The sequence below is a fragment of the Gillisella taibaishanensis genome (genome assembly GCF_001938985.1).
Lineage (GTDB): Bacteria > Pseudomonadota > Alphaproteobacteria > Rhizobiales > Rhizobiaceae > Allorhizobium > Allorhizobium taibaishanense.
In genome coordinates this window covers 90,536-115,804 of the sequence record NZ_MKIN01000015.1, presented here as the reverse complement: position 1 = coordinate 115,804, position 25,269 = coordinate 90,536, and the positions used below count along the sequence as shown (strand labels likewise).

Genomic DNA, 25,269 nt, shown 5'->3' with positions numbered 1-25,269 from the left:
GTTCTTTGCGTTCCAAAAACATCAACGATCACGACCGTCTCGATGAGCCCGCGCACCATCAGCATCAGTCGATGCTCGGCATGCTCGACGGCGGTGGTGCGGGCGAGGAAGATCAGCTTGCGGATGGCGATCTCCATGTGGGCCGGATTGAACTGCGCCCGCAACTTTGCGATCTTCTCTGAAAAATCCTCAACCGAATCTTCAGTGGTCCGGCACTGCAAGCCGCCGCTAACGCTCTGAATATAAAAATTTAAAGCTGCTAGAGCGAAATCAAAACTACGATAACTGCTCTGGCAATGACAGCTGAGCTACAGAAAATGTAGCTCGAAGATGTCTGCGAGCTTTTGCTACTCAGCTTGAAGGCTTCGCACCTTCCGAGACGCGACTGGAGTGTCTTCTTACCGCTGGATTTGCGGCTGCGGACTGTTGACGTGCATTGGCGCATCGATGCAACTTTGTCACACTTTGCTAACATTCGAATACTAGCACATTATAAAGGTTGCATAAAGATTGGCGTCTGTTGCAAACAGCAATTAGTAAGGCTGCGATTGCGTAGCTCTGCGTGTGATGTCTTTCTGGTTGCGATGGTATGGGGTTTTCGTCTCGTCGACCTGATGCAAGCGTCACTCAATATGCACGATACGTGGCCGCTGCGGTGCTTCTCTATCTGCTCTTACGTCGAGTCGGAGCAAATCTAGCGGTCGCTCTAGCCCGACTTGAAGGTCATTTCCCGTTCCGACGTTTCGGACGGTTCTCTCAGGGTGTCTTAATGAAATCCAGCGCCAATCACCTCACTTATTCATGCTTTTACCTGTTGGCGTTTGCCCTGTTTGCGTTTTGCTCTTTTGGAATCACTTCTGGCGCGGTGGCAGCGGGCCCAGGGCCTGGACCCGCATGCGCTACGCCGCAGGCTGCCACCGTAAATTCCGGCGGGTCGGTAACCTTCGACGTCAGTGAGTGCGACGGCACTTCAAATTTTGGCATGAGCGACGGTCCGCAACCCTCGCACGGCAGCTACTCTGTCACCGGCCAACTGGATGGCGCAGGCACCGAAAGGGTGACCTATACCAATAACGGGGATGGCGCGACGTCGGACTCGTTCTATCTGTTCGATGAGTACGACAACCCGATCGTCTTCAATATCACCATCAATCCCACGCTCAACGCCACCATCGCGGTCAGCCCCGCCACTCGCAATGAAGACAGTGGCGCGCCCTTCACGTATACGGTGACGCTGAGCCAGACGAGCTCTTCTGCCACGACTGTTAACCTTACTAGAAGCGGCAGCGCGACCAGCGGTACCGATTACACTGGCGCAGTGAACAGCGTCGTGGTGCCTGCGAACACCAGTACGGCCAGTTTCACCATCACACCTGTCGCCGACGGCACAGTGGAAGCCGACGAGACTGTGATCTACAGCGTGGCAAGCGGCACCGGCTACGGAATCGGCAGCCCGTCCAGCGCGACCGCCACCATCCTAAACGACGACGCCCCGACCGCCACGGTCAGCGTGTCCCCGTCCAGCGTGGCAGAAGATGGCGCCCCCAACCTTGTCTATACCGTCACCTTGAGCCAGGCGCCCGTGTCGGCCCTGTCGATCGGCTTCAGCGTCAGTGGCACCGCCACCTCGGGAACCGATTACGCGACTGTTAGCTCGCCGCTGGTCATCGCGGGCGGCACCACCAGCGGCACCATCACCGTCAATCCCACCGCCGACAGCACCGTCGAGCCGGACGAGACCGTGGTGATCAGTCTCAACGCCGGCACCGGTTATACAGTCGGTTCGCCGAACAGCGCGACGGGCACTATTCTCAACGACGACCAGCCGTCGCTGAGCATCAACGACGTGTCGGTGAACGAAGGCGATTCGGGCACCAGCAACGCCACCTTCACCGTCTCGCTGAGCCAGCCGGCCGGCGCCGGCGGGGTGAGCTTCGACATCGCTACTACAGATGGCACCGCGACTGTCGGCTCGGACTACGTCGCCTCCAGCCTGACCGGGCAGACCATTCCCGCAGGCAGCAGCAGCGCGACCTTCACTGTGCTGGTCACCGGCGAGACGCTCAACGAACCCAATGAAACCTTCTTCGTCAACGTCAGCAATGTCACTGGCGCGAGCGTGACGGATGCACAGGGCCTGGGCACCATCGTCAACGACGATGCACTGCCGTCACTGTCGATCGACGACGTCAGCGTGAATGAAGGCAACAGCGGCACCGCCACGGCCACCTTCACGGTAAGTCTAAGCGCAGCCAGCGGCCAGACCGTCTCAGTCAACTACGCCACGGCCGACGGCACGGCCACCGCCGGCAGCGACTATGTCGCGCGCTCCGGCACGCTGACCTTTGCGCCCGGCGTCACCGCGCAGAGCGTGGCGGTAACTGTCAACGGCGACACTGCGGTTGAGCCCAACGAAACCTTCAGCGTCAGCCTATCCGGTGTCAGCAATGCCACCGTCGCCCGCGCCACCGGTACCGGCACCATTGTGAACGACGACGCTGTGGTGGTGGTTAGTCCGGCATCGCTGACGTCGGCCACAGCAGGCACGTCCTATAGTCAGACCCTGAATGCCAGCGGTGGCACCGCGCCTTACACCTTCGTTGTTACCTCTGGTTCTCTGCCGTCTGGATTGACCTTAAACAGCGTTGGCGTTCTATCCGGCACGCCGACCGCGAGTGGCAATTTCAATTTCACTGTGGGCGCCACTGACAGCAGCGGCACTCCCACAAGCGGTAACCGTGCTTATACGCTCACCGTCGCCGGCCCCACCGTAACCTTGCCGACCACCACGCTAACCAGTGGCACCGTTGGCGAATCCTATACAGCTGCGATCACGCAAGCGAGTGGTGGTATCGCGCCATATACCTATAGTCTCAGTGCCGGTACCTTGCCGGCCGGCGTCACGATCAATAGTGCAGATGGCTCGCTTTCCGGCACGCCGACTGTGGCCGGTACTTTCGCCTTCACCCTCACAGCAACGGACAGCACAGCCGGAACGGCAGCTCAGGCCAGCCAGACCTATGCCCTGTCAATCGGCCTGCCAACCCTCTCAATTTCTCCTTCGACCCTGGATGCAGGAATTATCGGCAACACTTACAGTAAGCTGCTGGTTGCAAGTGGCGGCACCTCGCCTTACACATTTGCCCTCAGCAGCGGGGCGTTACCAGGCGGCTTGACCTTGGCAAATGATGGCACCTTGACGGGTACGCCCTCTACAACAGGCACATTTGCCTTCGCGGTCACCGCCACCGATGCGAATGGAGCAACTGGATCGAAAAGCTACTCGCTTGAGATCGATGCGTTACCCTCATTGTCTATCGACGATGTTTCGGTGAACGAAGGCAGTAGCGGCACATCCGTGGCAACCTTCAATGTGACGCTCAGTGCGACATCCAGTCAAACCGTGACAGTGAGCTACGCGACAGCAGACGGTACGGCCTCGGCCGGCTCGGACTACGTCGCAGCGAGCGGTACGTTGACATTTGCGCCGGGCACCTCGACCCGCTCGATCACCGTAACCATCAACGGCGACACCAATCCCGAAGCAAACGAGACTTTCTTGGTCCAAATGTCAGCGCCAACCAACGCGACGATAGCCAAGGCCAGTGCAGCAGCAACCATTATAGATGACGATGCTCCTGTGACTGTTGGACCCGTTTCGATGGCGGCCGCCACAGTCAATGCGCGCTATAGTCAAACGTTGACTGCAGCGGGTGGGACTGCTCCCTATACATACGGTGTGACGACAGGGTCTTTACCGTCTGGCTTGACGCTCAGTTCAAGCGGTGTGCTCTCTGGGACGCCAACCGCATCGGGAAGTTTCAGCTTCACGGTCACCGTAAATGACAGCGCTGTAACTCAGAACACGGCCTCTCGCAGCTATACTCTGGCGGTATCCGGCCCAGTCATGACTTTGCCGGCGACGGTGCTGGCAGATGCGGTCACGGGCCAAAGCTATTCCGCTGTCATCAATCCCGCAACTGGTGGAACAGCACCATATTCCTACGCCGTCAGTGCTGGTGCCTTGCCATCTGGCATCACTGTCAACAGTGTAGACGGCTCGCTTTCGGGCACACCAACTGTCGCCGGCACCTTCGGCTTTACGATTACCGCAACCGACAGCACGTCTGGTACGACGTCCCAGGCCAGCCGGAACTATTCGCTGTCAGTGGGGCTGCCTAGCATTTCCATCTCACCGGCGACACTCGATGCTGCCGTTAGCGGAAAATCATATAGCAAGGTGCTGATCGGCAGCGGCGGCACGTCGCCCTACAGTTTTGCGCTCACCACAGGCACGCTGCCGGCAGGCCTCACGCTTGCAAGCGACGGCACCTTGGCAGGCACCCCTTCCGCCACGGGCACATTTGCCTTCGCCATTACTGCGACCGACGCAAATGGAGCCACGGGCTCAAAGAGTTACTCCCTCCAGGTAGAAGCACCAGCGGATTTTGCTTTCTCTCCCGCGGGGGGCTCGCTTCCCGAGGCGATGATAGGCGAAGCCTATAGTGCCGGCATTTCGGCTGCCGGGGGGACCGGAACATTGGTCTACAGTCTGGCATCAGGCACTCTGCCCGATGGCCTTGTTTTGAATGTCTCGACAGGCCAGTTGAACGGCCCTCTGTCGGAAACGGCCAAGTCCGGCGACTATACGTTCTCGATTAGCGTCAGAGATTCGAACGGTATGACCGGATCTGCCAGCTACACGATCGCGGTCAAGGAACGTGCGGTGACTGTGACTGATAAAGTCGTCGAAGTCGACGCTGGAGCTACACCTCCCAATGTCTATCTCAACCGCGGCGCCACTGGTGGTCCGTTTGTTGATGCCAACATTCTGGCAGTCACACCGGCGAATTCCGGAAGCCTGGAAATCATCAGAGGCGAAGTCGCACAGGCGGGTCCTGTTGCTCCTGTCGGTTTCTATCTCAAATTCACGCCGAATCCCGCATTTTCCGGGCAGGTAAACGTCGGCTATAGGTTAATCAGTGCGCTCGGCTCTCCAATCAGGGGGTGGTCACCTATAACGTCGGACTGAACATCACCGCCGTTTCAGAAGACATCAGCAGCCTCGTGCACGGTTTTGTACAAACCCGTCAAAACCTCATTGCCTCGACAATCAAAGTTCCCGGACTTCTCGAGCGCCGGCGCGCAGCAGAGGCCACCGATCCGGTCACGTTTCGTATGAGCCCCGGTGCTGATGGTTTGACGGCGAATTTTTCGACCAGCTTGGCTCAAATGGAAGCGGCTCGTGATCATGCCGACGGTTTAAAAGGCGGCACATATTCTCCGTTCAATATCTGGTTGAACGGCGCCTTGACCTTCCATAATCGAGAGGAGAACGGAAACAAGTGGGGCAGTTTCTCGATGCTGTCGATGGGAGCAGACTATCTGCTTTCAGAAAAGGCGCTCATTGGCCTTTCATTCCATTACGACCACATGACAGACCCGACGAAAGAAGACGCGGAACTCACCGGCAATGGTTGGCTGGCTGGTCCCTATGCATCTTTGGAAATCGCCAGAAACATATTCTTCGATACGAGTTTACTCTACGGCGGATCGTCAAATACGATCGATACCGCCTTCTTTGGTGGATCTTTCGACACCAGCCGATGGTTGTTCGACAGTTCGATCAATGGGCAATGGACCATCGACGACGCCACCGTGCTCACGCCGAAGCTGCGAGCTATCTACCTCAATGAAAAGGTAGATGACTACAACGTCTCCAATGGTGTTGGAGATACCATTGATCTTCAGGGCTTTACCGAGGAACAGCTAAGGGTGAGTTTGGGTGCTGAGGTCGAACGAGAATTCCATCTCAAAAACGGTGCGACCGTCAAGCCAAGCTTAGGCTTCACCGCTGGCTACGCGGGTCTCAACGGGAGCGGTTTGTTTGGAACAGTGACGGCTGGAATATCGATGTCTACCGAAAACGCTTTAACGTTCGAGGCCGGGATATTGCTTAATATTGAGGGCGATGGACAGAAATCCACTGGTGCGAAAGTTGGCGTTCGCGGTCAGTTCTGATTTGCTAAAATGGAGACGTCGGGCGAATTGAGGATGATCCTTAATTCCCCCGGCGTGTGCTTTGTTCTGCAAGGGAGACAGCGCTCGTCATCCTTCGGCATATTCGGCCATAGCCTTCCTTTAAGGCGAGCCTCAGGGCCATCAGGTCGATCTTCGATTGAAGTGCGAGCGCCCAGCAGAAGATCAAACGTGAGCGGTCGCGGGACGCAGCATAACTTGAAGACCTTTTCCGTCTTCCGTCGGATATTCGCGCGCGATAATCGCGCTGTCTGTCGTCGGCGCAGTATGGTGCACCACTACACCGTCCGAAGAAATCAGCATCACGTCGAAAGTCGGCTCTGATTCGATGAACTCCGTAACGTCGCCCTCGAGGTTCAAAGCGATCCGGTGGGCGACGCCCCGATTGCAGCTGTAGGGAATGCCGTTCCATGAGCCGGAAGTTGTCAAATGCAAATGTCCAAACGCCAAATGGAGCGGCTTGTTTTTGGAGATCGTGTTTAGGAAGGGTTCCGGATTTTCCAGTAGCATCTGATCGAACATCCTGACCCCTACGGAAAACGGGGGGTGATGGATGAACACAACCGAGCGGCGGCTGGCTTCCTTTGCTTCTTCCAGTATCCCGTCTAACCATTCAAGGCGTGAGTTGCATAATTGCCCTAAACCGGCATGATCTGCATGAAGGCTGTCGAGAAAAACCAGTCTGATGTTATCGAAGTCCGCGACAGATTGAATGAACCCGGTCGCATCGACAGACGCATCCGGAAAAACACGCCGAAAGTTTTCTCGGTTGTCGTGATTGCCGAGCAGGAGTGTGTAGGGAATCCTCAGTCCGCTTAAGGCATCGGCGAACGCGCGGTAAGACTCTTCGTCGCCGCGATCCGTCAAATCACCGGTGATGACACATAGAGCGGCATCCAGATGATTTTCGTTGATCGCTTGAAAAACTCTTCTGAGCCGCTCGTTTGGATCGAGTCCGACCACGAGTTGACCAACCGGTCCAATATGGGGATCGCTTACATGGACTATTTTCAACATCTGCTATGACCTTCGGTGGCATGCGTAAGAGCGGGGAGGGGGGCGAACCGCTCTTTGCTGATTTATCGCTTAATGATGGCTTCGGTAGACTGAACCATTTCCTTCAGACCGTCTGCCGGTGAAACCTCACCATTTCCAATCCGGAAGAGAGTTTCCGATTGCGCCTTCCAAACTTTGACGCTTTTGACGTTGGGGTAGCCAAACCATGCAACAGCGATCGGCCACTGCGTAAGGCTCGTTCTCCACTCCGGATGCGTTGCGTAAAACTCTCCGAGATGTTCGGTCTCCAGCGCTTGCTTGTTCGTCGGCATGTAACCAGACCCGAGAACGGTGAGCTTTTGACCCGAAGGGCTGGTCAGGAATTTGATGAATTCCCAAGCTGCCTTTTGCTTTTCCGGATCCTGTGTCAGGATCGTTGCGAGATTGCCGCCGGTCGGAACGTGGCCGTTTTCAGCGCCCATCGGGAACGTGCCTGTGACCAATTTGAACTTTCCGCCAATGGCTTCGTCCATAGTGCGAATGTCGCCAGTCGAGCCGATAAAGATCCCAAGCTTGCCTGCGGCAAACTGCGCCTGACCCGCGTCCTCGTCGATCCATGGCATACCAACTTCATCAACCAAACGGCGAACGGTGGTTGCCGCTTTTAGCCCCGCCTCGCCACCATACGTGACTTGGGTCCTGTCAGGGCTCATCATTGTGCCGCCGTAACTATCGACCATGGCCTGCCAAAACCAGTCGCCCAAAGCCAGGTCGATCTGCATTCCGTCGACGTCGCCGCTGGCTTTCTTGACCTTCTTTGCCGCTTCGATGAACTCATCCCAAGTCTTGGGAAGCTTTTCAGGATCAAGGCCAGCTTTTTGCATGAGGTCTACGTTGAAGTAGGCGATGGGGGTCGATGCGTTAAACGGCAAGCCCCACTGGTGTCCGTCAATGCGTCCGAGCTCAAGGACGTTGGTATCATAATTTTTGTCGACCCAAGCCTGCCCCTCCTTGTCGAGTAAGGGGGTCATGTCTGCGATCTGTTTGCGCGGGGCCAGGGTCGATACAAGATCATTCAACAAGTTCATCCCAGCGAAGAAGACATCAGGAGTTTTGCCTGTCATGGCCTCGCGGGTAACAGCCAGATGGCCCTCATAGTAGTCTGCTGCCGGCGCGCGGAACTTGATTTTGATGTCTGGATGCTCCTTCATAAACGCATCGGCGAGGGGCTGATAGAAGCGTTCACGGAAGGATCCATACGCATGCACGACCTCCAAGGTCGTTTCAGCGTGGGCGGGGGCGGTGCCAATTCCGGCGATGGCAGCGAAGCCAACTGCCATTAAAGACGTCAATGTCGATCTCATATTGAAATTCCTTACCACTGAGTTGGTCGAAATACTGGTCTGCGGCCCGACCGGTGGCTCAACCCGCAGAAAATTGGGACGAAAGATCCGTCTAGTCTGAATGTTGATTTTCACTTCAGGCCGGTCATCGTCACCCCCTCGACAAAATACCGCCGGGCGAGGAGAAAAAGAGCGATCAGCGGCAAGGTGATGATGGTTGCAGCAGCCATCAGGGGGCCGTAGCTGGCACCTTCTGCCGACTGGAAGTTCAACAGGCCAAGTGGCGCGGTCATCTTATCGGTCACATTGATGACGATGAGAGGCCAGTAAAGATCGTTCCAGTGGGCGGTAATCGAGAATACCGAGAACGCCACGATTGCTGGAACGGCGCTGGGCACGACGAGGCGCAGCACAATTTCGATTTCCGTGAAACCGTCGATCCTGGCGGCGTTTATGATCTCTTGCGGAAACGTTAGAAAGTGCTGACGGAAGAGGAAAATCGCGAAAGCCGAGAAGAACCAGGGAAACATAAGCGCAAAGTAGCTGTTGAGCAGGCCGAGCTTTGCGAGCGCGATGTAAAGGGGTAGAGCGGGGACATGGATCGGCACACACAGTGCGAACAGCACGAGACTGAACAGCAATCCTCGCCCACGAAACTTCATTTGGGCAAGTGCGTAAGCCGCACCAATCGAGGTTATAAGCTGTACGCTCAGTACGCCGACGACCACAACTAAGCTGTTGAACATAAACAGGCCCATCGGAGCTGCGGTCAGTGCTTTGCCAAAGTTTTCGGTAGCGTGAAGCTTGGCCGGATCGAGCGAGAACGGGTGGGAAAAGATGTCCGCCGGGTTTTTCACTGCCGCGAGAATCATCCAAACGAACGGGAGGAGGATCACAGCGGCGAAAAGCAGCAACAGTCCATGTTTTGCGGCGCCGACAAAGCGTGCGGAGGGCGGGAGCGTCTTCTGGAGAGCGATATTGATCTTGGGAGGGCTCATGAGTAATGCACTCCCCTTGCTGCAACGATCTGGACGACCGAGATTGCCATCATGATGAGCAGAAAGACGACGGTCAGCGCAGATGCATAGCCGGTTTCAAAGTATTGAAAGCTTGCCTGGTAAAGCTGATAGAGAATGACTTCGGTCGATCCTCCCGGCCCGCCATGGGTTATGACCGCGACAGTATCGAAGACCTGAAAAGCCGTGATCGATGAGGTAATTGTGACGAATACGGTCGTAGGACCCAGCATCGGCCATGTGACGCGAAACAAGCGATCCCAAAAGCCATCGGCGCCATCAATTGCGGCAGCCTGATATAGATCGCGCGGGATCCCTGTAAGTCCGGCCAGAAACAAGATCATATTGAAGCCGACCAAGTGCCATACGCCTATCGCGGCAAGCGCGAAAATAGCAATCGAAGGATTGTTAAAGAAGTCGACCCGTGGAAAGCCGAGCGCGGCAATTACTTCGTTGACTGGGCCGATGCGGCTGTGGAGGAGGAATTTCCACACGATCCCCAAGGCCACCATGGTGCTCGCGACCGGCAGGAAGAATATGACCTCGTAAACGCGTCTCAGACGACCACTGTCATGGACCAATATCGCAAGAATTAAGCCAAGCAATACGGACATCGACACGACGACCGTGACATAGAGAGCTGTATTGGAAAGAGCATTTACAAAGGCTTTGTCGTGCAAAAGCTCGCCGTAATTGCGCAGCCCAACCCCAGACCATTCTGTTGATCCAAGGGTGTAATCGGTAAAACTCAGAGCTATCACAATCGCTATGGGAGCTAAAACAACAACGGCAATAAGTGCTGCGGCCGGCAATGTGAAGAGATAGGCGAGGTTTACTCTGACAGGCTTTTGGGAACGGCCGACAGCCTTGAGGCCGGGCTGGGAAAGCAGCGATGACGTCACGACACCACCTCCAGCCGTTGAGAGTCGTGAATTTCTTCCGTTTGCACCCGAGAGCCCGTGGAATCAAACACAAGGAACCGCTGCGACGATAATCCTACCCTCACCCGATCCGAATCGCTTGAGCTCTCCCGGATCGCCGACCATTCTCTCTGCGCCAATCTGGCTGCGACTTCGGTCTGATTGTCACCACTAATATTAAGGTGAAGAATAACTTCGTTGCCGAGGTTCTCGATGAGGCGTATCCGCGCCTCATGGGGGGAACGAACGCTACGCAGTGTCGTTTGGGCGGCCACGATAACGTCCTCGGGCCGTATCCCTATCTGCGCCCTATCACCGGGCATTAAATCCGTTCTCAAGTTTTGGCTCTCGCCAAACAACTGGACCTGACCTTGTGCACCAACGGTTGCCGGCAGGATATTAATTGGTGGTGATCCGATGAAGCGGGCGACGCGGATGTCTGCTGGTGCCGCATAGATTTCCCCAGGGGTGGCCACCTGAACGATGGCGCCGTCCATCATCACGGCAATGCGGTCCGACATGGTCATCGCTTCGACCTGGTCATGCGTGACATAGACGAAGGTCGCCTTCAGGCGCCGTTGCAGCTCGACCAATTCGGCACGTACCTGCGTTCGAAGCGCTGCATCCAGGTTTGAGAGAGGCTCGTCCATCAAGAATACGCCGGGCTGCCTGACCATCGCGCGTCCGAGAGCAACACGCTGCCGCTGCCCTCCCGAAAGTTCGCTTGGCTTGCGCTCGAGAAGTGCTTCGATGCCGAGCGTCTTCGACACGGTTGCGACCGCCGTATTTATCTTTTGGCGTTTTGCGCTCATGCCTGGGATGAGGCTCCCGATCACCGGCATTCTCGCCGCAAACGGCAGGTTTGCCATGATGAGCGGCATCGCCAGGTTATCCCTGACACGCATATGCGGATAAAGCGCGTAGGACTGGAACACCATCGCGATATTGCGCTTGCTCGGGCGGAATTGGTTCGCTATCTCGCCGCCAATCTCGATCAACCCGCCATCCGGTTGATCAAGACCAGCAAGGATTTTCAGGAGCGTCGACTTGCCGCAACCTGATGGACCCACGAGCGTCATGAACTCTCCGGCATTAATTTCCAGGTCGATATCGTGAAGGACCCGACTGGTGCCGTAGCCTTTCGAAATGTTCGATAACTTAACTGCTGTTCCAGTCATGTCGTTCTCCTCGATCGTTTGCCTCCTTAATGGAGTTTCTTATCTCTTATGTGACAGTGAATGGAGTTTTTATCCATTCAGAGAAGCCTGCTCGCTCTACTTCGCGCGAAGTGAGATCTGACAAATGGAATGGAATTTGAGTTCTGATCTATTTCGATCGCTCAGGATGGCGCGCGCCGGATCTGCGGACCCTTGCTTTCACCGGTTGACGATTAGACAGTTCCCCATATGAGCTTTAAATACCCGGCAAGGCAGCGTCGATGACGATGGTTGGATTTGGAGAATGACATGGCAATGCAAGGCGACAGCTTCGGCCCTTTTCCGACAGACGGAAATTCCCGCACGCCAGTTCTTTTGAGGGTCGAATCTGCCCTGGATTATCCCAACGCTCTTGCGCGAGTCGCCCAGTACATTCTCGAAAATCCCAAGAGGGCGGTTCGTCAGACACTTGGTGAACTGAGCGCAGCGTCCCAGAGCGGACAAGCAACGATATTTCGGCTTTGCCGCGAGCTGGGCTTCAAAGGGTTCACGGATTTCAAGCTCGCTCTAGCTGCCGAGATTGGTCAGCGGGAAACAGAGCCGGATCGGGGTGTCAGCCTGACTGTCAACTCTTTCGATGAAATCGTCTCGCTGATTCATCGCTCTGTCTTAAACACAAGGCAACTCGCCAAGCCCGAGGAGATATCCTACACAGCGCGGCAACTGTTGAATGCGCGCCACGTCAATATTTATGGCTCAGGGGACTCAGGGCTTGCTGGCGAGGTGCTCTTTCACCGTTTGCGACGCGTGGGCGTTCCTGTGCGCGTCTTCGCCAATGTCGGTTATGCGCACGAAGTGGCGGAGGCGATGACTGGCGAAGATGCCGCAATTGCTGTTTCGCAATCCGGGGCATCCCCCGACACGGTCGAATTCTTGCGCAGAGCCCGGCACATCGGCGCGTTCTCTTTAGCAATCACCTGCCATCCCAAGTCTTCCCTCGCTAAAGTTTCAGACGTCGTTCTGCAGATGGCACGGATGCCGCAACCTGGCCTCAGTGAGCAAATGATCGGCATGCCTCGAATTGTGTTTATTGCCGAAGCCTTGGCGATAGCCATAGGGGATCATGCCAAATCCTCGGAAAGCATTTCCTCCGCCAAATGAGAATTCGATCCATTTTGATTGTTGCATTTGGATTTTAACTCCATTATCCACCATGGTGTCGCGTTCGGTCAGCCGATTGTCGGCCGTCAATCCGTTATGACTCAATGGCGCGGATCAGCCGCGGAAATAGGATTTGGACGGGTGATAGTGAGCCCGCTCCTTGGAGTAAGTAATTGGACATTAAATTGATTATATTCGACTGTGACGGTGTGTTGGTGGATAGCGAGATTATCGTCAGTACAGCCGAAGCTGAGGAAATCACGCGCGCTGGCCATCGCATCAGTGTTGAGGAAGCCGTCGCGGAGTTCGCCGGAGTTCCTGCAAACGAGATGTACCGCATAATTGAGGCTCGGTTGGGTGCGCCCTTGCCTGCAGATTTACCCAGTCGCATCGATACCCGTATTCGGGAGCTGTACCTTTCGGATCTCGCTGCAATAGCAGGTGTGCGTGAGGCGATCCGCACACTGAAAGTCCCATGTTGTGTCGCGTCTAGTTCCGAACCGAACCGGCTCGGACTTGCTCTTGCCAAGACAGAACTGCTCGAATTATTCTATCCTCACGTCTTTTCAACGGTGTTGGTGCGAAACGGAAAACCTGCGCCAGACATTTTTCTCTATGCGGCTGAGAAAATGGGGGTATCCCCTAGCAGTTGCATCGTCGTCGAAGATAGCGTTGCCGGAGTGACAGCAGCTATTGCTGCCGGCATGATCCCCGTTGGTTTTGTAGGAGGAAGTCATTGTGGCCCTTCGCATGCCGCACGCCTCCAGGAAGCGGGAGCCAAACGCATCTTCAACCGGTTTGAAGAACTAGGTGCCGTACTCGAAGAACTTGCTTCAGATGCCGTTCGCGCTGCAGAAGCGGCAAAGGAGCTAGAACCGCTTGCAATCGCTGCCGTTTAAACTAACGAATGTATTGTTCGGCACGAAATCCTTGATCCGGCAGACCGGTGCCGTCGGATCAGCACTTCTATGGCTTGGGTACTCGGTTATTTTCGTCAAGCTGCGTAGTTAGTTTGCGAGCGGCTGTTTTGCGCTTGAACCCGGTTTAGGCGAAACTGACCGACGAGTTCACGGAGCTTTTCCGCTTCTGCTGTCATGGTGGCTGCAGCTGCATTGGAGTGTTCAACCATTGCTGCGTTTTGCTGCGTGCCTTGATCCATCGAGTTGATCGCTTCGCTGATCTCTGCAATCCCGGTCGCCTGCTCATTGGACGACGCTGCGATGTCTGTCATACGTGCGTTGATCTGAACAACGAATTCGCCGATGGTTTTGAGGGCATCGCCAGTATCACGCACCAGCTTCACTCCGTTATCCACCTCTTGCGATGAATTGCTGATCAAGCCCTTGATTTCCTTCGCCGCAAAAGCGGAACGCTGCGCTAACTCTCGAACTTCCTGTGCGACGACCGCAAAACCCTTGCCCGCTTCACCGGCGCGTGCGGCTTCGACACCAGCATTCAGTGCCAGAAGGTTGGTCTGGAAGGCAATGGAGTCGATGAGGCCGATTATGTTGGAGATCTGCTGCGACGATTCCTGGATCTTGGCCATAGCCATTTCGGCGCTGCTGACAACCTGTTCTGAATCGATTGTTGCCTGATTTGCCTTTTTCGCCATCACTTGTGCGTCACGCGTGCTGCGCGCCGACAAAGTGATGTTAGAGGAAATCTCCTCAACGGATGCAGCAGTTTCTTCGAGGGATGCTGCCTGGCGCTCCGTGCGTTTTGAGAGATCGTCTGTTCCATCAGCAATCTCGCGAACGCCAACATCAAGAGCGATAATGGATCTGGAAATTTCTGTGAGAGTCGAACTGAGCTGATTTACAGAGTGATTGAAGTCGTGTCTTAGCGCTTCGAAGCTACCGGCGAAGGCATCGTCTAGCTGAACAGTGAGATCACCGGAGGCCAGCCGTTTGAGCCCTTCGGCAAAGCCGGACGTTGCAATTCTCAATTTTTCGGATGCATCAGCTTCGGCCCTCTGCTGCATCGTGATCCGATCTTGTTCTGCTTGCTTGCGGTTGACCTCTGACTCCAACTCAAGTTGTTTTTTGGCAATGGCGCCCTGACGGAAGACTTCGACCGCCGCAGCCATCGATCCGATTTCATCATTGCGATCTCTGTAGGAGACATGCATCTCGGTATTGCCTGATGCGAGATCCGCCATGGTGCGCGTTATGACGAGGATGGATTTTACGAGCCGGTTGGCGACCAGAACAAGGCCAGTGGCGATAAAAGCAGCCAAGATGCCGGCGGCCACTAGTACAGTACCGATCGTTCTGGACAATTCTTGTCCAGCGACATCGATGCTCGACGTAGCCTCGGAACTGGCGAGTGCCGTTACGGCTTCGATCTTGCTGGAGAAATTCGCCCGGGTCCTCGCGAGCTTTTCTTCGGTTGGCACCTCGGGATTTTTTTCCAGACCGAGGACGATAGTCGTATTGCGTCTCCAGTCCTCGTGCGCCGAAGTCAAATCGTCAGCACGCTTCTTCATGTCAGATGACACCGCAGACGATTTTAGATCCTTCAAAGACATCTGAAGTGCAGAATCCGCCTTTGTAAAGCTTGCGTTGATTTCCGCAGCGGAGACGAATGTCGTCATGGAAACCACACGATCAACCACTGCAAGGCAATCTCGGAAAGATGTCTCTACCGCACTTGCGTCGGCCTTCGTCGCAAGTGCGCGGTTGACTTCGGTGCTGATTTTCCCCTGTCCGTCGATGGCCTTATAGCCGATCAACGCAGCGGTCCCTAAGCCAAAGATCAGGCTGAAGAGGATGGGACCAATCATCTGATGTCGAATGGAAATGCGCATAATCGGCCTCAATTTGGCAAAGTCGGCAAGGGGATGTTTTGCTTCTCGGCGGTCAGCGTCTTAAGGAAGGCTAGCAGGTCGGCTCGCTCGCTGGTGTCAAGAGAGAAGGGGAACATCGCGTCTGCGAGGGAGGGACGGCCGACACCTCCGCTTTCGTAGTGCTGAATGACATCGCTCAGCGTTGCAAGGCTTCCGTCATGCATATACGGAGCACGGTAGAGTGTGTTGCGCAGGCCTGGAGTCTTGAAGGCATGTTGTGCCTTGATGTTTTCCGGTTCGTACTTGCCCCGTCCTATGTCTTCGTCGGGGAGGCCGACGTCATGGAATTTGTTATCAGTAAAATTCCAGCCAGCGTGGCAAGCGGAACACCCGGCTTTGCCAGTGAATAATCCGAAGCCTCTTTTCGCGTCAGCAGAAATTGCCTCTTCGTCGCCGTCCACCCAGCGGTCAAAAGGGGACCATGTTGTCACGACGGTTCGTTCATAGGTCGCAATCGCGATCAACATATTCTCTTTGGTCATCCCGTCTCGAGGAAATACTTCCTTGAACCAGGCGTTGTAATCGTGAATTTGACTAAGGTTTTTTACAATGTCGTCAAACTTGCCGTTCATTTCGCCAGCAGCGGTAATCGGACCTTCCGCCTGGCTCTCCAACGTTGGTGCCCTCCCATCCCAGAATAATGGACTCACCCAGGCAGCGTTGAGAACTGTTGGCGCTTGACGTGGCAAAGATTGGTTCGCTGCACCCACGGGCGTCTTAACCGGTACCTCGAAGCCGAAGGAGGGATTGTGGCAACTGGCACAGGTCATATTCTGGGCACCTGACAGACGCGGATCGAAGAATAGCATTTTGCCCAGCGTTGCGAGCTGCGGCGAATACGGTGTGACGTCTCGATAGGGAATATCAACCGGGCGCTTGAAGTCGTTACGATCTCCAGCGAACGACCAATTCAGCGGAAGGGCGACAAGGATGACACAAAGTCGGATTGAAACTTTCATCGTAGCCTCAATAAATCAGGGAATTGGAAATAGCGTCACCATACGGTGCTATAGCAAATTCTAATTTAGGCTACTGTGTATTTTAATTCCCTTAAGTTTAGCTTAATCAAATTGTTTGCCCGGACAATTATAGGCGGTACTCAATTGATACCCTATCTTTGAGGGCAAGCTGGTTCGGGCGGTACCACAATGGTCGATCAAAGATCGGCTTCACGCATCATTGCTCAAGGGAGAAACTGAAAATGGGGCTCAGACACTCTATGGCTCGCCCTAGCTGAAATCGGGTTACCAAGGGCTGCCGCTAAAGGCAGATCCGGCCAGGATTGGTGTCATGGCACGCTAAAGCACCAGGTTTATCGGCCACCACAACTATGCTTGAGCTTTGCCTCGCGGGAACAGTGCGGTCTCCGCTTATTCTAGATATGACCTCGACGCGGGCCACCAATCCTGACGATCTGGCACACATGCCAGATCATCAGCCGAATTGTACAATCAACACCATCGGTTGAGGGCCGACTTCCTCGCTACGTCACCTGCGCAATAGGTTCGATAAAGCGAGAGCAACGCTTATTCGACGTAATACTTGTTGTACTGGTTGCGGAATTTCTCAGAGCCGCCGAAGTCACTGTAGCGGCTCAGCGCCTGCATGTCTGTTTTGTTCAGCAGAACACCCAGAACCTTGTTACTGATGTGCGGCTCCGCATCCAGCAGGTCCGAAACCAGCTTCTTTGGCGTCTTGCCCCATTCAACGACGAATACGAAACCGTCTGCGAGAGGAGCGAAGGCCTTGGCGTCGACAACTGGACCGAGCGGCGCCAGATCAACGATGATGTAGTCGAAGGACTGGCGGACGTTTTCAAGCAGCGCGTTCATGCCGGGCGAGGCGATCAGCTCATTGGTATGCGCAAGCGAGCGGGCGGCTGCACCGGGAACGATCGGCAGCACGGCAAGCCGGGTTTCCTGATCGACCTTTATGCAATCCTGCCATGATACTTCGCCGAGAACGGCCTGAACCAAACCGTTTTTCGGAACCGGCTGCAACAGGCGGCTCAGGCTCGGATTGCGCAAGTCGGCATCGATCAGCAGGGTCTTCTTGCCGCTTGCGGCGAGAAGGACGGCGAAATTGGCCGCGACGGTGGATTTACCTTCGCCTGGCAGCGCCGAGAGAATGCCGATGACGCGGCTGGTCTTGCCCTGGAGAATGATATCCGTCGCCAGTTTCGTGTTGCGCAGGGTCTCGGTGAAGGCCGAGCGCGGCGATTCGATCACGGTGCGCATCATCCGGTCGAGAGAGATCGCCTCAGCAACGGGCACGACCGTTGCCCCCTTCGGTGCCTTCTTGCGCCAGCTGTTGAGCTTCGGATTGATTGGGTTCTTGAGCCGCGGTCCAAGGCGGGGCAGATATCCGAGGGATTTCTGGCCGAGCGTAGAGCGGACGTCGCTTTCCAGACGGAAATAGCGCTCCTGCATTTCCTGAAGGAAGGCAAGACCGGCACCTGCCATCAGACCGAGAACCATCGACAGTGCGATCACCATGGTTTTCTTCGGGCTGGACGGGGCGGACGGAATGCCGGCTTCGGAGATGACGCGGGCCTTGGCCGCAGGAAGCGACTGGCTCTGGCTCGCCACTTCATAGCGGTTGAGGAAGGCTTCGTAGAGACCCTTCAGCGCGGTGGCTTTCTGCTCAAGCTCACGCAGATGGACCAAAGACCTGTTTGCTTCCGAATTGGTGCCGGTCAGCTTCTGCAAGCTGTCGCGCAACGACTGTTCACGCGATCTGGCAACCTGGAACTCATTGCCATAGCTGGATGTCAGCTGCTGCAATTCCTGGAAGATCTGGCCGCCGACATTGTCCTTCTCGGCCTTCAGCGCCTTTGCCTGAGGATGGGTCGGGCCGAAATTGGTGATGATGTCCTGCTCGCGCTTCTCGATCGACAAGTAGCGAGTGCGCAGGTCTTGCAGAACCTGGTTGGCGCCGGCCTGGCCGGAGACGATCGCATTCTTCACCGCATTCTGCGGGCCCTGCGTCACAATGTTCTTATACTGGAGATAGCGGGCTTCGGCGCTGGCGGCATCGGCCTGGGCAACGATCAGCTGCTTATTGAGATCGGTCAGCTGCTGCTCAGACATGAGTTCGCCGCCGGTCTGGGTCAGACCATTATCTGCCTTGTATTTTTCCACGTCCAGCGACGCCTGCTGGGCACGCTTCGCCAGGTCGTCGAGCCGGCCTTGCAACCAAAGCGTGGCGCGCTCGCTGGCATCGAAATTGGCGTTCAGCTGGTCGGTCAGGAAGGCGTCGGCGTAGGCCTTTGTCACTTTGGCCGCCAGCAATGGATCGGGCGAACGGTAGGAAACAGCGATGACCGCGCTTCGCATGACGCGCTCGACGGTGATATTCTGCTGCAGCATGGCTGCTGCCTTGCCGCGCTTGCCGGCAGCGATTTCTTCAGGTGTCAGCTTCGGGCCAGAGCTGACCAGCCGCTTGACCGACTTCAGCATGTCCTTGATGAACGAGACCGGGGACGCCGGAGGATCGGTCACCAACTCGATATCGCTAAGTTTCGCTTCGTCCACGACGCGCAGCGCCATGCTGTTGGATTTCAGGATTTCGACAGCACTGGCCAGCTGCGTATCGACTTCGGTTCTGTCGCCCGGAGACGCCTTGTCGTCCTGCGTATAGCGCGAGAGGCTATCGTCCAGCAGGATCTGAGTCATCGAGGTGTAGTAAGGCGTGGTGAACAGAAGATAGGTGACGCCCAGCATAATGAAGAGCGCGATCGACAGACCGACGATCCGCGCCCGACGCACGGCGATGGTCAGCAGGCGATCTAGATCGATAAAGGAATCGGTTTCGGGCTGCTCCCGTTGCAGAACGGCTTTAAATGGAAAACTTCTTTCGTTCATGGGGCGGCTCTTCATAATTCGTTGCGGAACGCTGGTTGGTCCAAAGATGTCTCGGCCGCACCGGGACCAAGCCTAAGAATGGCTTTAGCTCCGGGAGAGGCATGGATGGCTATCGGGAACAGGCCTCCGCTTGTTTGCCGGGCGCTTCTCAAGGAGGATCTCCTTGCCGCATGATCTTGACGTAACCGCTCTGCGGCAGCGCGACCGGCACCCGGGACTATAGCCCGACATAACGGTTCGCCCGCATTTGATACTCCAAAACACATACGGCACTCCAAACTCTTGAACCTGGCAGACACTCATTCCCTCGTCTCGCGAGAGCTGGTTGGCTCCGTGGAAACGAATTTCAGAACACGATAATTATGGCACCTGCGTGCTCGTCTTGTGACAAGGAAGCTGGGGCACTTCACAGGCATGTCTCATGCGCCTCAAACCCAAATTGGATTTAAGGAATTTACAGTATAGGACGTCTTCATCCCGCTGAATATGGCCTTCGTGCGACAGAACCAAATCCTTTAAAAAAGAATAAATGGTGCTGGTGCGACTGTATGATCGCATCGACAGGCAATTGTTGCCGCGGACGGCCTTGTGATTGGCGATCCGTAAGCTCATCGATGCAATTGATGGCATCTGCCGGCCGTTTGGCCACACAAAATCACACATCAGGCTGCTTTGTAGCATGGATTTCGCTCAGCTCCCTGTTGTGCGATCGGAGGGGATCGCCCTCTGAGCGGTCCGGGTTTTCCACAGGCTTTCTGCCAAGCGGCGGAACCGGGCGGCAATCGGCATCTTCAGATGGCGTAGCGCCAGCGGATTGGCCATGGCCACCTTCACCACGCTTGACAACGAACGCGCCTTGAGGCCGTCGATCAGCATGATAAAGGCTTGGGCCTCCTTCAGGCTGCGGGTGCGCGCTGTCTGTGCTGCCAACGCTTTGTCGTGCAGGTTGTAGCGGGCCATGAAGCCTGCATCGGCTGTCATCATCGCGTCGACGTGATGCAGGCGCAGTACCCTGGAGATGGACCCTTCGCGGATATAATAGGCATAACCCGCCGTCGGCTCCACGGCGCAGATGGCGCCCTCAGCCAGAGCGGATGCAAGAAGCAGATAATCCTCGCCGATGCGCAGGCTTTCGTCGAAGCGCAAGTCCTTGTCATTGAGGAAGCTGCGCAGAAAGATCGGCTTCATATAGCCGTAATTATGCTGCGAGCGGAACAGTATGTTCGAGCCGATGAAGGTGGCGAGATCGATGTGGCCGATATGAACGAGAGCCTCCTCCAGAAACATCGTCCTGCTGTCGCCGTTCATGTCGATCACATCGAGATTGTCGACGACGATTTCCGCCTTTTCCTGCTCGGCTCTCTCGATCATCCGGAAAAGGCGCATCGGCTTGAACACGTCGTCGGAATCAAGCACCGCAATCCACCGGCCACGCGCCGCGTCGATTGCCGCATTTCGAGCGCCGCCAGGGCCGAGATTGCTCTCGAGCGCGATCAGTCGGACGCGCGGGTCGGTGATTGCGGCGACACGGCCGCGGGTGTCGTCCGAGGAACAGTCGTCGGCCACGATGACCTCGACCGTAACATTGACCTGCGCAAGGGCGCTATCGATGGCCCGCTGGATAGTTTCGCTACTGTTATAGGCGGCAACTACGACAGTGACATCTGGGGTCCAGGCGATCATGGCTTGGCGGCCTCCAGCGATCCGTATTGGTGAATCTCGCGAAAGCCGAGAATGCCCGAGATGGCACCAAGATGCAGAATGCCGCGCAGCAGATAGCGATGTCGCTGGATCGGCATCGCGATGAAGACGAGGGATGCGATGAGACAAACCGCGGCCTTCGCCGCTGCCAGCACTAGAGCCTTGGCCTTGCCGACCGCGCCCCTACCTTCGGCCACCAGGCGACCATGAGTCTGGCCCATGCGGTAGCGGCGCTTGGCCAACCAGTCAAACCGACTACGAGACGGCGTTACCGGTTCTGTCAGAAGCGCTTGCTCCGCATAGGCGATTTTGCCGCCCTGGCGGTAAATGTGGGTGAAATACTCGGTATCCTCGCCGCCGGTTTTCCCCAGTGCCAGGTTGAAGCGCCGTTCGGTCAGGCGCGGCGAACGCAGGTCGAGCAGCACATTGCAGGTATAGCCGGTGCGGATCTCGCCATCGACGAAGACCGGAAAAGTCGAATGAAAATCGCCTTTACGCATCCAATCCGGAGCGGTGTCAGCATAGGTGGCATGCACCGGGCCAAGCACGGCATCGGCGCCTGTCTGGCGGGCGACAGTGAGAAGTTCCGTCAGCCAACCCTTGGTCGCAGTCTCGTCATCATCGATGAAGGCGAGATAGTCGGCGTCGCTTGCATCCAGGCAGGCATTGCGGGCGATAGAGATGTTGCCGGCTGGGCAGTGGACATAAATCAGCCCGCAGGGCAGGCGCGGACGCAGGCTGTCCACCAGGGCAGACGCGCTTGGCGTTTGATCATTGTCGGCAACGATGATGCGCAGCGACACGCCGGTCGGCACGTCGATCATCGCCAGAGACAGTAGCGCCGTCTCCAGCTCCGGCCGGCGAAAGGTGCAGATGCCGATATCGATGCGGATCGGATGGGCCGCGTTCACGAGGCGACCTCCGGGCTGGCGGGCATTGGATGGGATTTGCGGCTGCGCATATCCAGGATTTCGCACCAGAAGCCGGCCGACCAGGCGAAATGCATGATCATCGCGGATACGGCCGCCAACGGCCCGAGCGGTTGGCGGGCACCGATCGAAAGCCAGGCGCCGTAGCCGAGGCAGGCCAGAGCCCAGAGAAGTGCCGGCACGATGGCCAGCCAGCTGAAGAACATGCCCACAAGGGCGAAGACCACGACGGGTGCCACGGCGAGCGGAATGAGCTGCCGCAGGCTCGGGCGTGAGCGATGCTTCAACGTGTTTTGCGCACGGCCGCGGCCATAGCCGTAATACTGTCGATAGAGCGGCATTGGACGTGAGCGCGGATAATAGGTCATGTTGGTATTGGCGGTCATCCAGACGCGGAAGCCTGCCTTGTTCAGCCGGTAGTCAAATTCGGCATCTTCGTTGTGGCGGAACGCTTCGTCATAGCCGCCGATCGCTTTGTAGGCCGCGATGCGCACCAGTGCATGGTGGCCATGATCCGTCCAATGGCTCTTGGCGCCGGTGCGATGCTTGGAGCCGCCATTCCCGAGCTTGGAGTTCTGCGCGAGCGCTGTTGCCCGCTGGAAGGTGCCAAAACCAACCGTCAGCATGCCGACTACGACGGAATCCGCTCCGGTTTCCAGAGCTTCGGTTACCAGCGTCTGGCAGTAATCCTGCGGGTAGGTGCCATGGGCATCGATCCGGATCAGGTAATCGTAGTCACTGCCGAACTGGGCAACAGCCAGATTGACGGCGGCGCTTTGAATACGCTTCGGGTTGTCGAGCAGCCGGACCTTCGGATTGTCAGCGGCAATGCGCGTGACGATCGCCTGGGTCTGGTCGCGGCTGCCGCCATCGGCCACCACGATTTCCGCGTTCAAGTCATTGAGTGCCCTGGCCAGATTGGCGATCACGCCTTCGATATGCTTCTCTTCATTGAGGCAAGGGATCACGATCAGGCAACGTACGGATTTTAGCTTGTCAGCCGTCATGAGAGTCTACCTTGTTGGCAATGGTTGGCTGGGTCGACAGGAGGGGGGCGGCAAGGCCAGCTGGCGCGTGCATGCCGTTCTGGCCGGCCTCGGTTGGGAGAGCCGCGAGACGATGCACGAATGCCTCACAATCGGCCTTGTTCAGCGTGAAGTTCCGAGGATCTTGCTCCGCAACCGCCTCGAAAGCAGCCTGGTAGCGCGACACGGTCATGGTTTCAAACAGTGATTTCAGTGCATCGGCGCTGGCGTCGGCCAATTCAAGGCCGATGCCCTTGCGGGACAGATACCGTGCCGTCTCGGTTCCCTTCAAGGCGATCGGGACCGTCGCATAACGGCAACCTTCGTAAAGGCGGTTCGGCAGTAGCCAGCTGGAATTCTGGCCTTCCTCGTAGAAATCGATCGCCCAGACGAACTGGACCTGCTGGTAGATGGCCGCCAGATCCTCGGGGTTCTTATAGGAGCCGTGGAAATCGACGAAGGGCTCTCGCGCCACTTGGGCGTCGAAATCCTCGAACTGGCGATGGGCCGGTCTGCCCCGCATCTCGACCACGACCTTGCCCTGCATAGTGCGTGTAAAGTCCGACAGCAGCTTGAGCGATTTGGCGCAGCGTAGCGCCCCGAACCAGCCGATCCGCCAGGGCTCGCCGGCGGCGGGTGGGCGTGGTGCGAGCATGGGCGCCGTTTGCTCCTCGGACAGATCGAGAACCTGATTTTCCAGAAGCATGGTCTGGAGATGCAGGTCCGAGAGCGGCTGGAAATATTGCTCGACAAAGGCCGGTGAGCTGGTGATCAGCAGGCTTGCATGGCGACCGAGACGCCCTTCGAGCCGACGTAGACTGGAGCCGATCAGGTCGTCGCGCAGCATCAGGCGGTGAATATCCAGGCATTCGTAGACGACAGGAACCGCAGCGCCAAACAGGGTTCGCGCGCGGTTGGCCACTGCTAGCATTTCAAGATTGCGGGCAATGATGACGTCTGGACGACGCAGATGTCCTACCTTTGCCGCTGCCGCAAAGCATGCCTTGACCACGCTCGCAGCGCGCTGCGCAAAACGACCGTCGGCTGTGATCCCCAATTCGATCGGATCAATGCCTTCTACGGCTGCAAGCTTGTTTTCGTCCCGCCGAAAACCGGCGAGCATGACCTCCGCGCCACCGGCGCGCAGCATCATTACCCTGCGGCGAATGGCAGGATCGGAAAGGTCATGCGCAAGATAGAGCACACGTATGGTCATTGGCCCCCTTAAAGTCTGTCAGGTTCAGATCGATCCTAACAGACTCTCTCTCTGTTTTTGCGCATTTGCGGAGGGGAAACCGGTTCCCGCCGTTCCGAAATGCTCTGAAGATAACTGCATTGCGATCGGCACCCCTGTACCGACGCTTTCATGCAGTTGCCGTGTAACGCAGTAAAAACGGGCCTTGGCTTGCCGTCGCCGTTTTCATGCCGTTATCAAACCGATCACTCGATGCCTCTTCCTTTTGACGTCAGTTCAAGGTGCAGGCTACCGATTCCGGAAATTGGCACTTGTCGCCGAGCGCCGTGAAAGCAAGCCGTTCAACGCTCATGGTCTGCGGGCCGGTATAGGTAAAGTTGCCCATCCAATCCTTCAGAGTATCCGTGCCCCAGAGGCTGAAGAAAATCTTCTGGCTGTGGCTCGGCAATTTGGCGGGGTCGGTGACATCCTGAACCAGCTTACCATTCACGTAGTAACGCAGCCGATCCTTTTCCCAAACGAAGGCGTAATCGTTGAAACCTTCATGGGCGCCGCCGTCAACCGGTGCCATCTTCTCATTACCGCCCTTGGCGGAAATATACTGATTCACCTGCACCTGCTTGAGGTTCTTACCCAGAATTTCGAAGTCGATCTCGTCATGGGGCGATTTGTCCATCGGGCCGATGAAGGTAAAAAATGCCGAATTCAGGCCCGGGGCCTCTGCTGTCTTCAAGCGTGCTTCATACGTGCCATAGCCAAAGCGCTGCCTCGTCTGAATCTCGGCGCAGGAAAACTTACGTTCGCCCAAGGGCTTGTCATCAAACGTCAGCTCCAGATGGCCGTCCTTGATCTTCACGTTGTTCTTTGTCCAGGTGCAGTTCTGGTGCGGTCCGTTATTCCAGCCGTCAGAAATATACCAGCGCTTTAAATCCAGTTTGTCAAATGTGTCGACGAAGGAATGGCCGTTAGCGGCTTCCTGCGCCTGGGCAGATGAGAAGCTCGCAAGCGCCGTGGCGCCGAGAATAAAGGCGCTCAGCAGTCTGGGAAAAGTCGTGCTCGAAAGCGGTGAAGGGATCATT

General features: G+C 56.5%; 17 protein-coding genes. 4 read left to right on the top strand and 13 right to left on the bottom strand.

Going from position 1 to position 25,269, the window contains the following annotated elements; translation table 11 throughout:
* The first annotated feature begins 589 nt into the window (after positions 1-589).
* A complete protein-coding gene (locus tag BJF91_RS01070; protein WP_324615697.1) occupies positions 590-5,032 on the top strand; it encodes a beta strand repeat-containing protein in 4,443 nt (1,480 codons plus the stop codon).
* Positions 5,008-6,021, top strand: coding sequence for an autotransporter outer membrane beta-barrel domain-containing protein (locus BJF91_RS01065; protein WP_075612635.1), 1,014 nt, complete (start codon positions 5,008-5,010; stop codon positions 6,019-6,021). Before BJF91_RS01070 ends, BJF91_RS01065 begins: the two co-directional genes overlap by 25 nt.
* A gap of 183 nt (positions 6,022-6,204) precedes the next feature.
* Here the strand turns inward: BJF91_RS01065 and BJF91_RS01060 are convergent, their stop codons facing one another.
* From BJF91_RS01060 to BJF91_RS01040, 5 genes are all read right to left on the bottom strand, one after another.
* On the bottom strand, positions 6,205-7,056 hold the full coding sequence (locus BJF91_RS01060) for a phosphodiesterase (protein ID WP_075612634.1): 852 nt from the start codon (positions 7,054-7,056) through the stop codon (positions 6,205-6,207).
* A gap of 62 nt (positions 7,057-7,118) precedes the next feature.
* Positions 7,119-8,399: an ABC transporter substrate-binding protein gene (locus tag BJF91_RS01055; protein WP_075612633.1), complete on the bottom strand. Its 1,281-nt coding sequence runs from the start codon at positions 8,397-8,399 to the stop codon at positions 7,119-7,121.
* Between the two features lie 110 nt (positions 8,400-8,509).
* Positions 8,510-9,376: a carbohydrate ABC transporter permease gene (locus BJF91_RS01050; protein ID WP_083943031.1), complete on the bottom strand. Its 867-nt coding sequence runs from the start codon at positions 9,374-9,376 to the stop codon at positions 8,510-8,512.
* Positions 9,373-10,296, bottom strand: a complete 924-nt coding sequence (locus BJF91_RS01045; RefSeq protein WP_083943029.1) for a carbohydrate ABC transporter permease — start codon at positions 10,294-10,296, stop codon at positions 9,373-9,375. Before BJF91_RS01045 ends, BJF91_RS01050 begins: the two co-directional genes overlap by 4 nt.
* Positions 10,293-11,492, bottom strand: coding sequence for an ABC transporter ATP-binding protein (locus BJF91_RS01040; RefSeq protein WP_075612632.1), 1,200 nt, complete (start codon positions 11,490-11,492; stop codon positions 10,293-10,295). The genes BJF91_RS01045 and BJF91_RS01040 overlap by 4 nt, the downstream gene beginning before the upstream one ends.
* Before the next feature lie 288 nt (positions 11,493-11,780).
* Between BJF91_RS01040 and BJF91_RS01035 the strand changes: the two genes are divergently transcribed.
* Together BJF91_RS01035 and BJF91_RS01030 are read left to right on the top strand one after the other, a co-directional pair.
* Positions 11,781-12,632, top strand: a complete 852-nt coding sequence (locus tag BJF91_RS01035; protein ID WP_075612631.1) for a MurR/RpiR family transcriptional regulator — start codon at positions 11,781-11,783, stop codon at positions 12,630-12,632.
* Positions 12,633-12,805: 173 nt separating this feature from the next.
* Positions 12,806-13,531 (top strand): HAD family hydrolase, encoded by a 726-nt coding sequence (locus BJF91_RS01030; RefSeq protein ID WP_075612630.1) that lies wholly within the window; start codon positions 12,806-12,808, stop codon positions 13,529-13,531.
* Positions 13,532-13,626: 95 nt separating this feature from the next.
* On the opposite strand, the gene BJF91_RS01025 is transcribed toward BJF91_RS01030, so the two are convergent.
* From BJF91_RS01025 to exoK, 8 genes are all read right to left on the bottom strand, one after another.
* Positions 13,627-15,438 carry a methyl-accepting chemotaxis protein gene (locus BJF91_RS01025; protein ID WP_075612629.1) on the bottom strand — a complete coding sequence of 604 codons (1,812 nt, stop codon included), beginning with the start codon at positions 15,436-15,438 and terminating at the stop codon, positions 13,627-13,629.
* Between the two features lie 8 nt (positions 15,439-15,446).
* Positions 15,447-16,436, bottom strand: a complete 990-nt coding sequence (locus BJF91_RS01020) for a cytochrome-c peroxidase (protein WP_075612628.1) — start codon at positions 16,434-16,436, stop codon at positions 15,447-15,449.
* A 567-nt stretch (positions 16,437-17,003) separates the two neighbouring features.
* Entirely contained in the window at positions 17,004-19,340 is a 2,337-nt protein-coding gene (locus BJF91_RS01015) for a polysaccharide biosynthesis tyrosine autokinase (RefSeq protein ID WP_075612627.1), read from the bottom strand.
* Between the two features lie 690 nt (positions 19,341-20,030).
* Positions 20,031-21,023, bottom strand: a complete 993-nt coding sequence (locus tag BJF91_RS01010; RefSeq protein ID WP_075612626.1) for a glycosyltransferase family 2 protein — start codon at positions 21,021-21,023, stop codon at positions 20,031-20,033.
* On the bottom strand, positions 21,020-21,952 hold the full coding sequence (locus BJF91_RS01005) for a glycosyltransferase family 2 protein (RefSeq protein WP_075612625.1): 933 nt from the start codon (positions 21,950-21,952) through the stop codon (positions 21,020-21,022). The genes BJF91_RS01010 and BJF91_RS01005 overlap by 4 nt, the downstream gene beginning before the upstream one ends.
* Entirely contained in the window at positions 21,949-22,977 is a 1,029-nt protein-coding gene (locus BJF91_RS01000; protein ID WP_075612624.1) for a glycosyltransferase family 2 protein, read from the bottom strand. The genes BJF91_RS01005 and BJF91_RS01000 overlap by 4 nt, the downstream gene beginning before the upstream one ends.
* The gene (locus BJF91_RS00995; RefSeq protein ID WP_075612623.1) at positions 22,967-24,211 is read right to left on the bottom strand and encodes a glycosyltransferase; all 1,245 of its coding nucleotides are present in this window, start codon (positions 24,209-24,211) and stop codon (positions 22,967-22,969) included. Before BJF91_RS00995 ends, BJF91_RS01000 begins: the two co-directional genes overlap by 11 nt.
* Before the next feature lie 250 nt (positions 24,212-24,461).
* On the bottom strand, positions 24,462-25,268 hold the full coding sequence (gene exoK, locus BJF91_RS00990; RefSeq protein ID WP_075612622.1) for an endo-1,3-1,4-beta-glycanase ExoK: 807 nt from the start codon (positions 25,266-25,268) through the stop codon (positions 24,462-24,464).
* Position 25,269 lies beyond the last annotated feature (1 nt).

What these genes read in the sequence shown, in the direction of transcription:
- BJF91_RS01040 (WP_075612632.1), bottom strand. Translation starts at nt 11,492, where the DNA reads ATGACTGGAACAGCAGTTAAGTTATCGAACATTTCGAAAGGCTACGGC.
- BJF91_RS01050 (WP_083943031.1), bottom strand. Translation starts at nt 9,376, where the DNA reads ATGAGCCCTCCCAAGATCAATATCGCTCTCCAGAAGACGCTCCCGCCC.
- BJF91_RS01035 (WP_075612631.1), top strand. Translation starts at nt 11,781, where the DNA reads ATGGCAATGCAAGGCGACAGCTTCGGCCCTTTTCCGACAGACGGAAAT.
- BJF91_RS01020 (WP_075612628.1), bottom strand. Translation starts at nt 16,436, where the DNA reads ATGAAAGTTTCAATCCGACTTTGTGTCATCCTTGTCGCCCTTCCGCTG.
- BJF91_RS00995 (WP_075612623.1), bottom strand. Translation starts at nt 24,211, where the DNA reads ATGACCATACGTGTGCTCTATCTTGCGCATGACCTTTCCGATCCTGCC.
- BJF91_RS01060 (WP_075612634.1), bottom strand. Translation starts at nt 7,056, where the DNA reads ATGTTGAAAATAGTCCATGTAAGCGATCCCCATATTGGACCGGTTGGT.
- exoK (WP_075612622.1), bottom strand. Translation starts at nt 25,268, where the DNA reads ATGATCCCTTCACCGCTTTCGAGCACGACTTTTCCCAGACTGCTGAGC.
- BJF91_RS01015 (WP_075612627.1), bottom strand. Translation starts at nt 19,340, where the DNA reads ATGAACGAAAGAAGTTTTCCATTTAAAGCCGTTCTGCAACGGGAGCAG.
- BJF91_RS01055 (WP_075612633.1), bottom strand. Translation starts at nt 8,399, where the DNA reads ATGAGATCGACATTGACGTCTTTAATGGCAGTTGGCTTCGCTGCCATC.
- BJF91_RS01010 (WP_075612626.1), bottom strand. Translation starts at nt 21,023, where the DNA reads ATGATCGCCTGGACCCCAGATGTCACTGTCGTAGTTGCCGCCTATAAC.
- BJF91_RS01070 (WP_324615697.1), top strand. Translation starts at nt 590, where the DNA reads ATGGGGTTTTCGTCTCGTCGACCTGATGCAAGCGTCACTCAATATGCA.
- BJF91_RS01025 (WP_075612629.1), bottom strand. Translation starts at nt 15,438, where the DNA reads ATGCGCATTTCCATTCGACATCAGATGATTGGTCCCATCCTCTTCAGC.
- BJF91_RS01000 (WP_075612624.1), bottom strand. Translation starts at nt 22,977, where the DNA reads ATGACGGCTGACAAGCTAAAATCCGTACGTTGCCTGATCGTGATCCCT.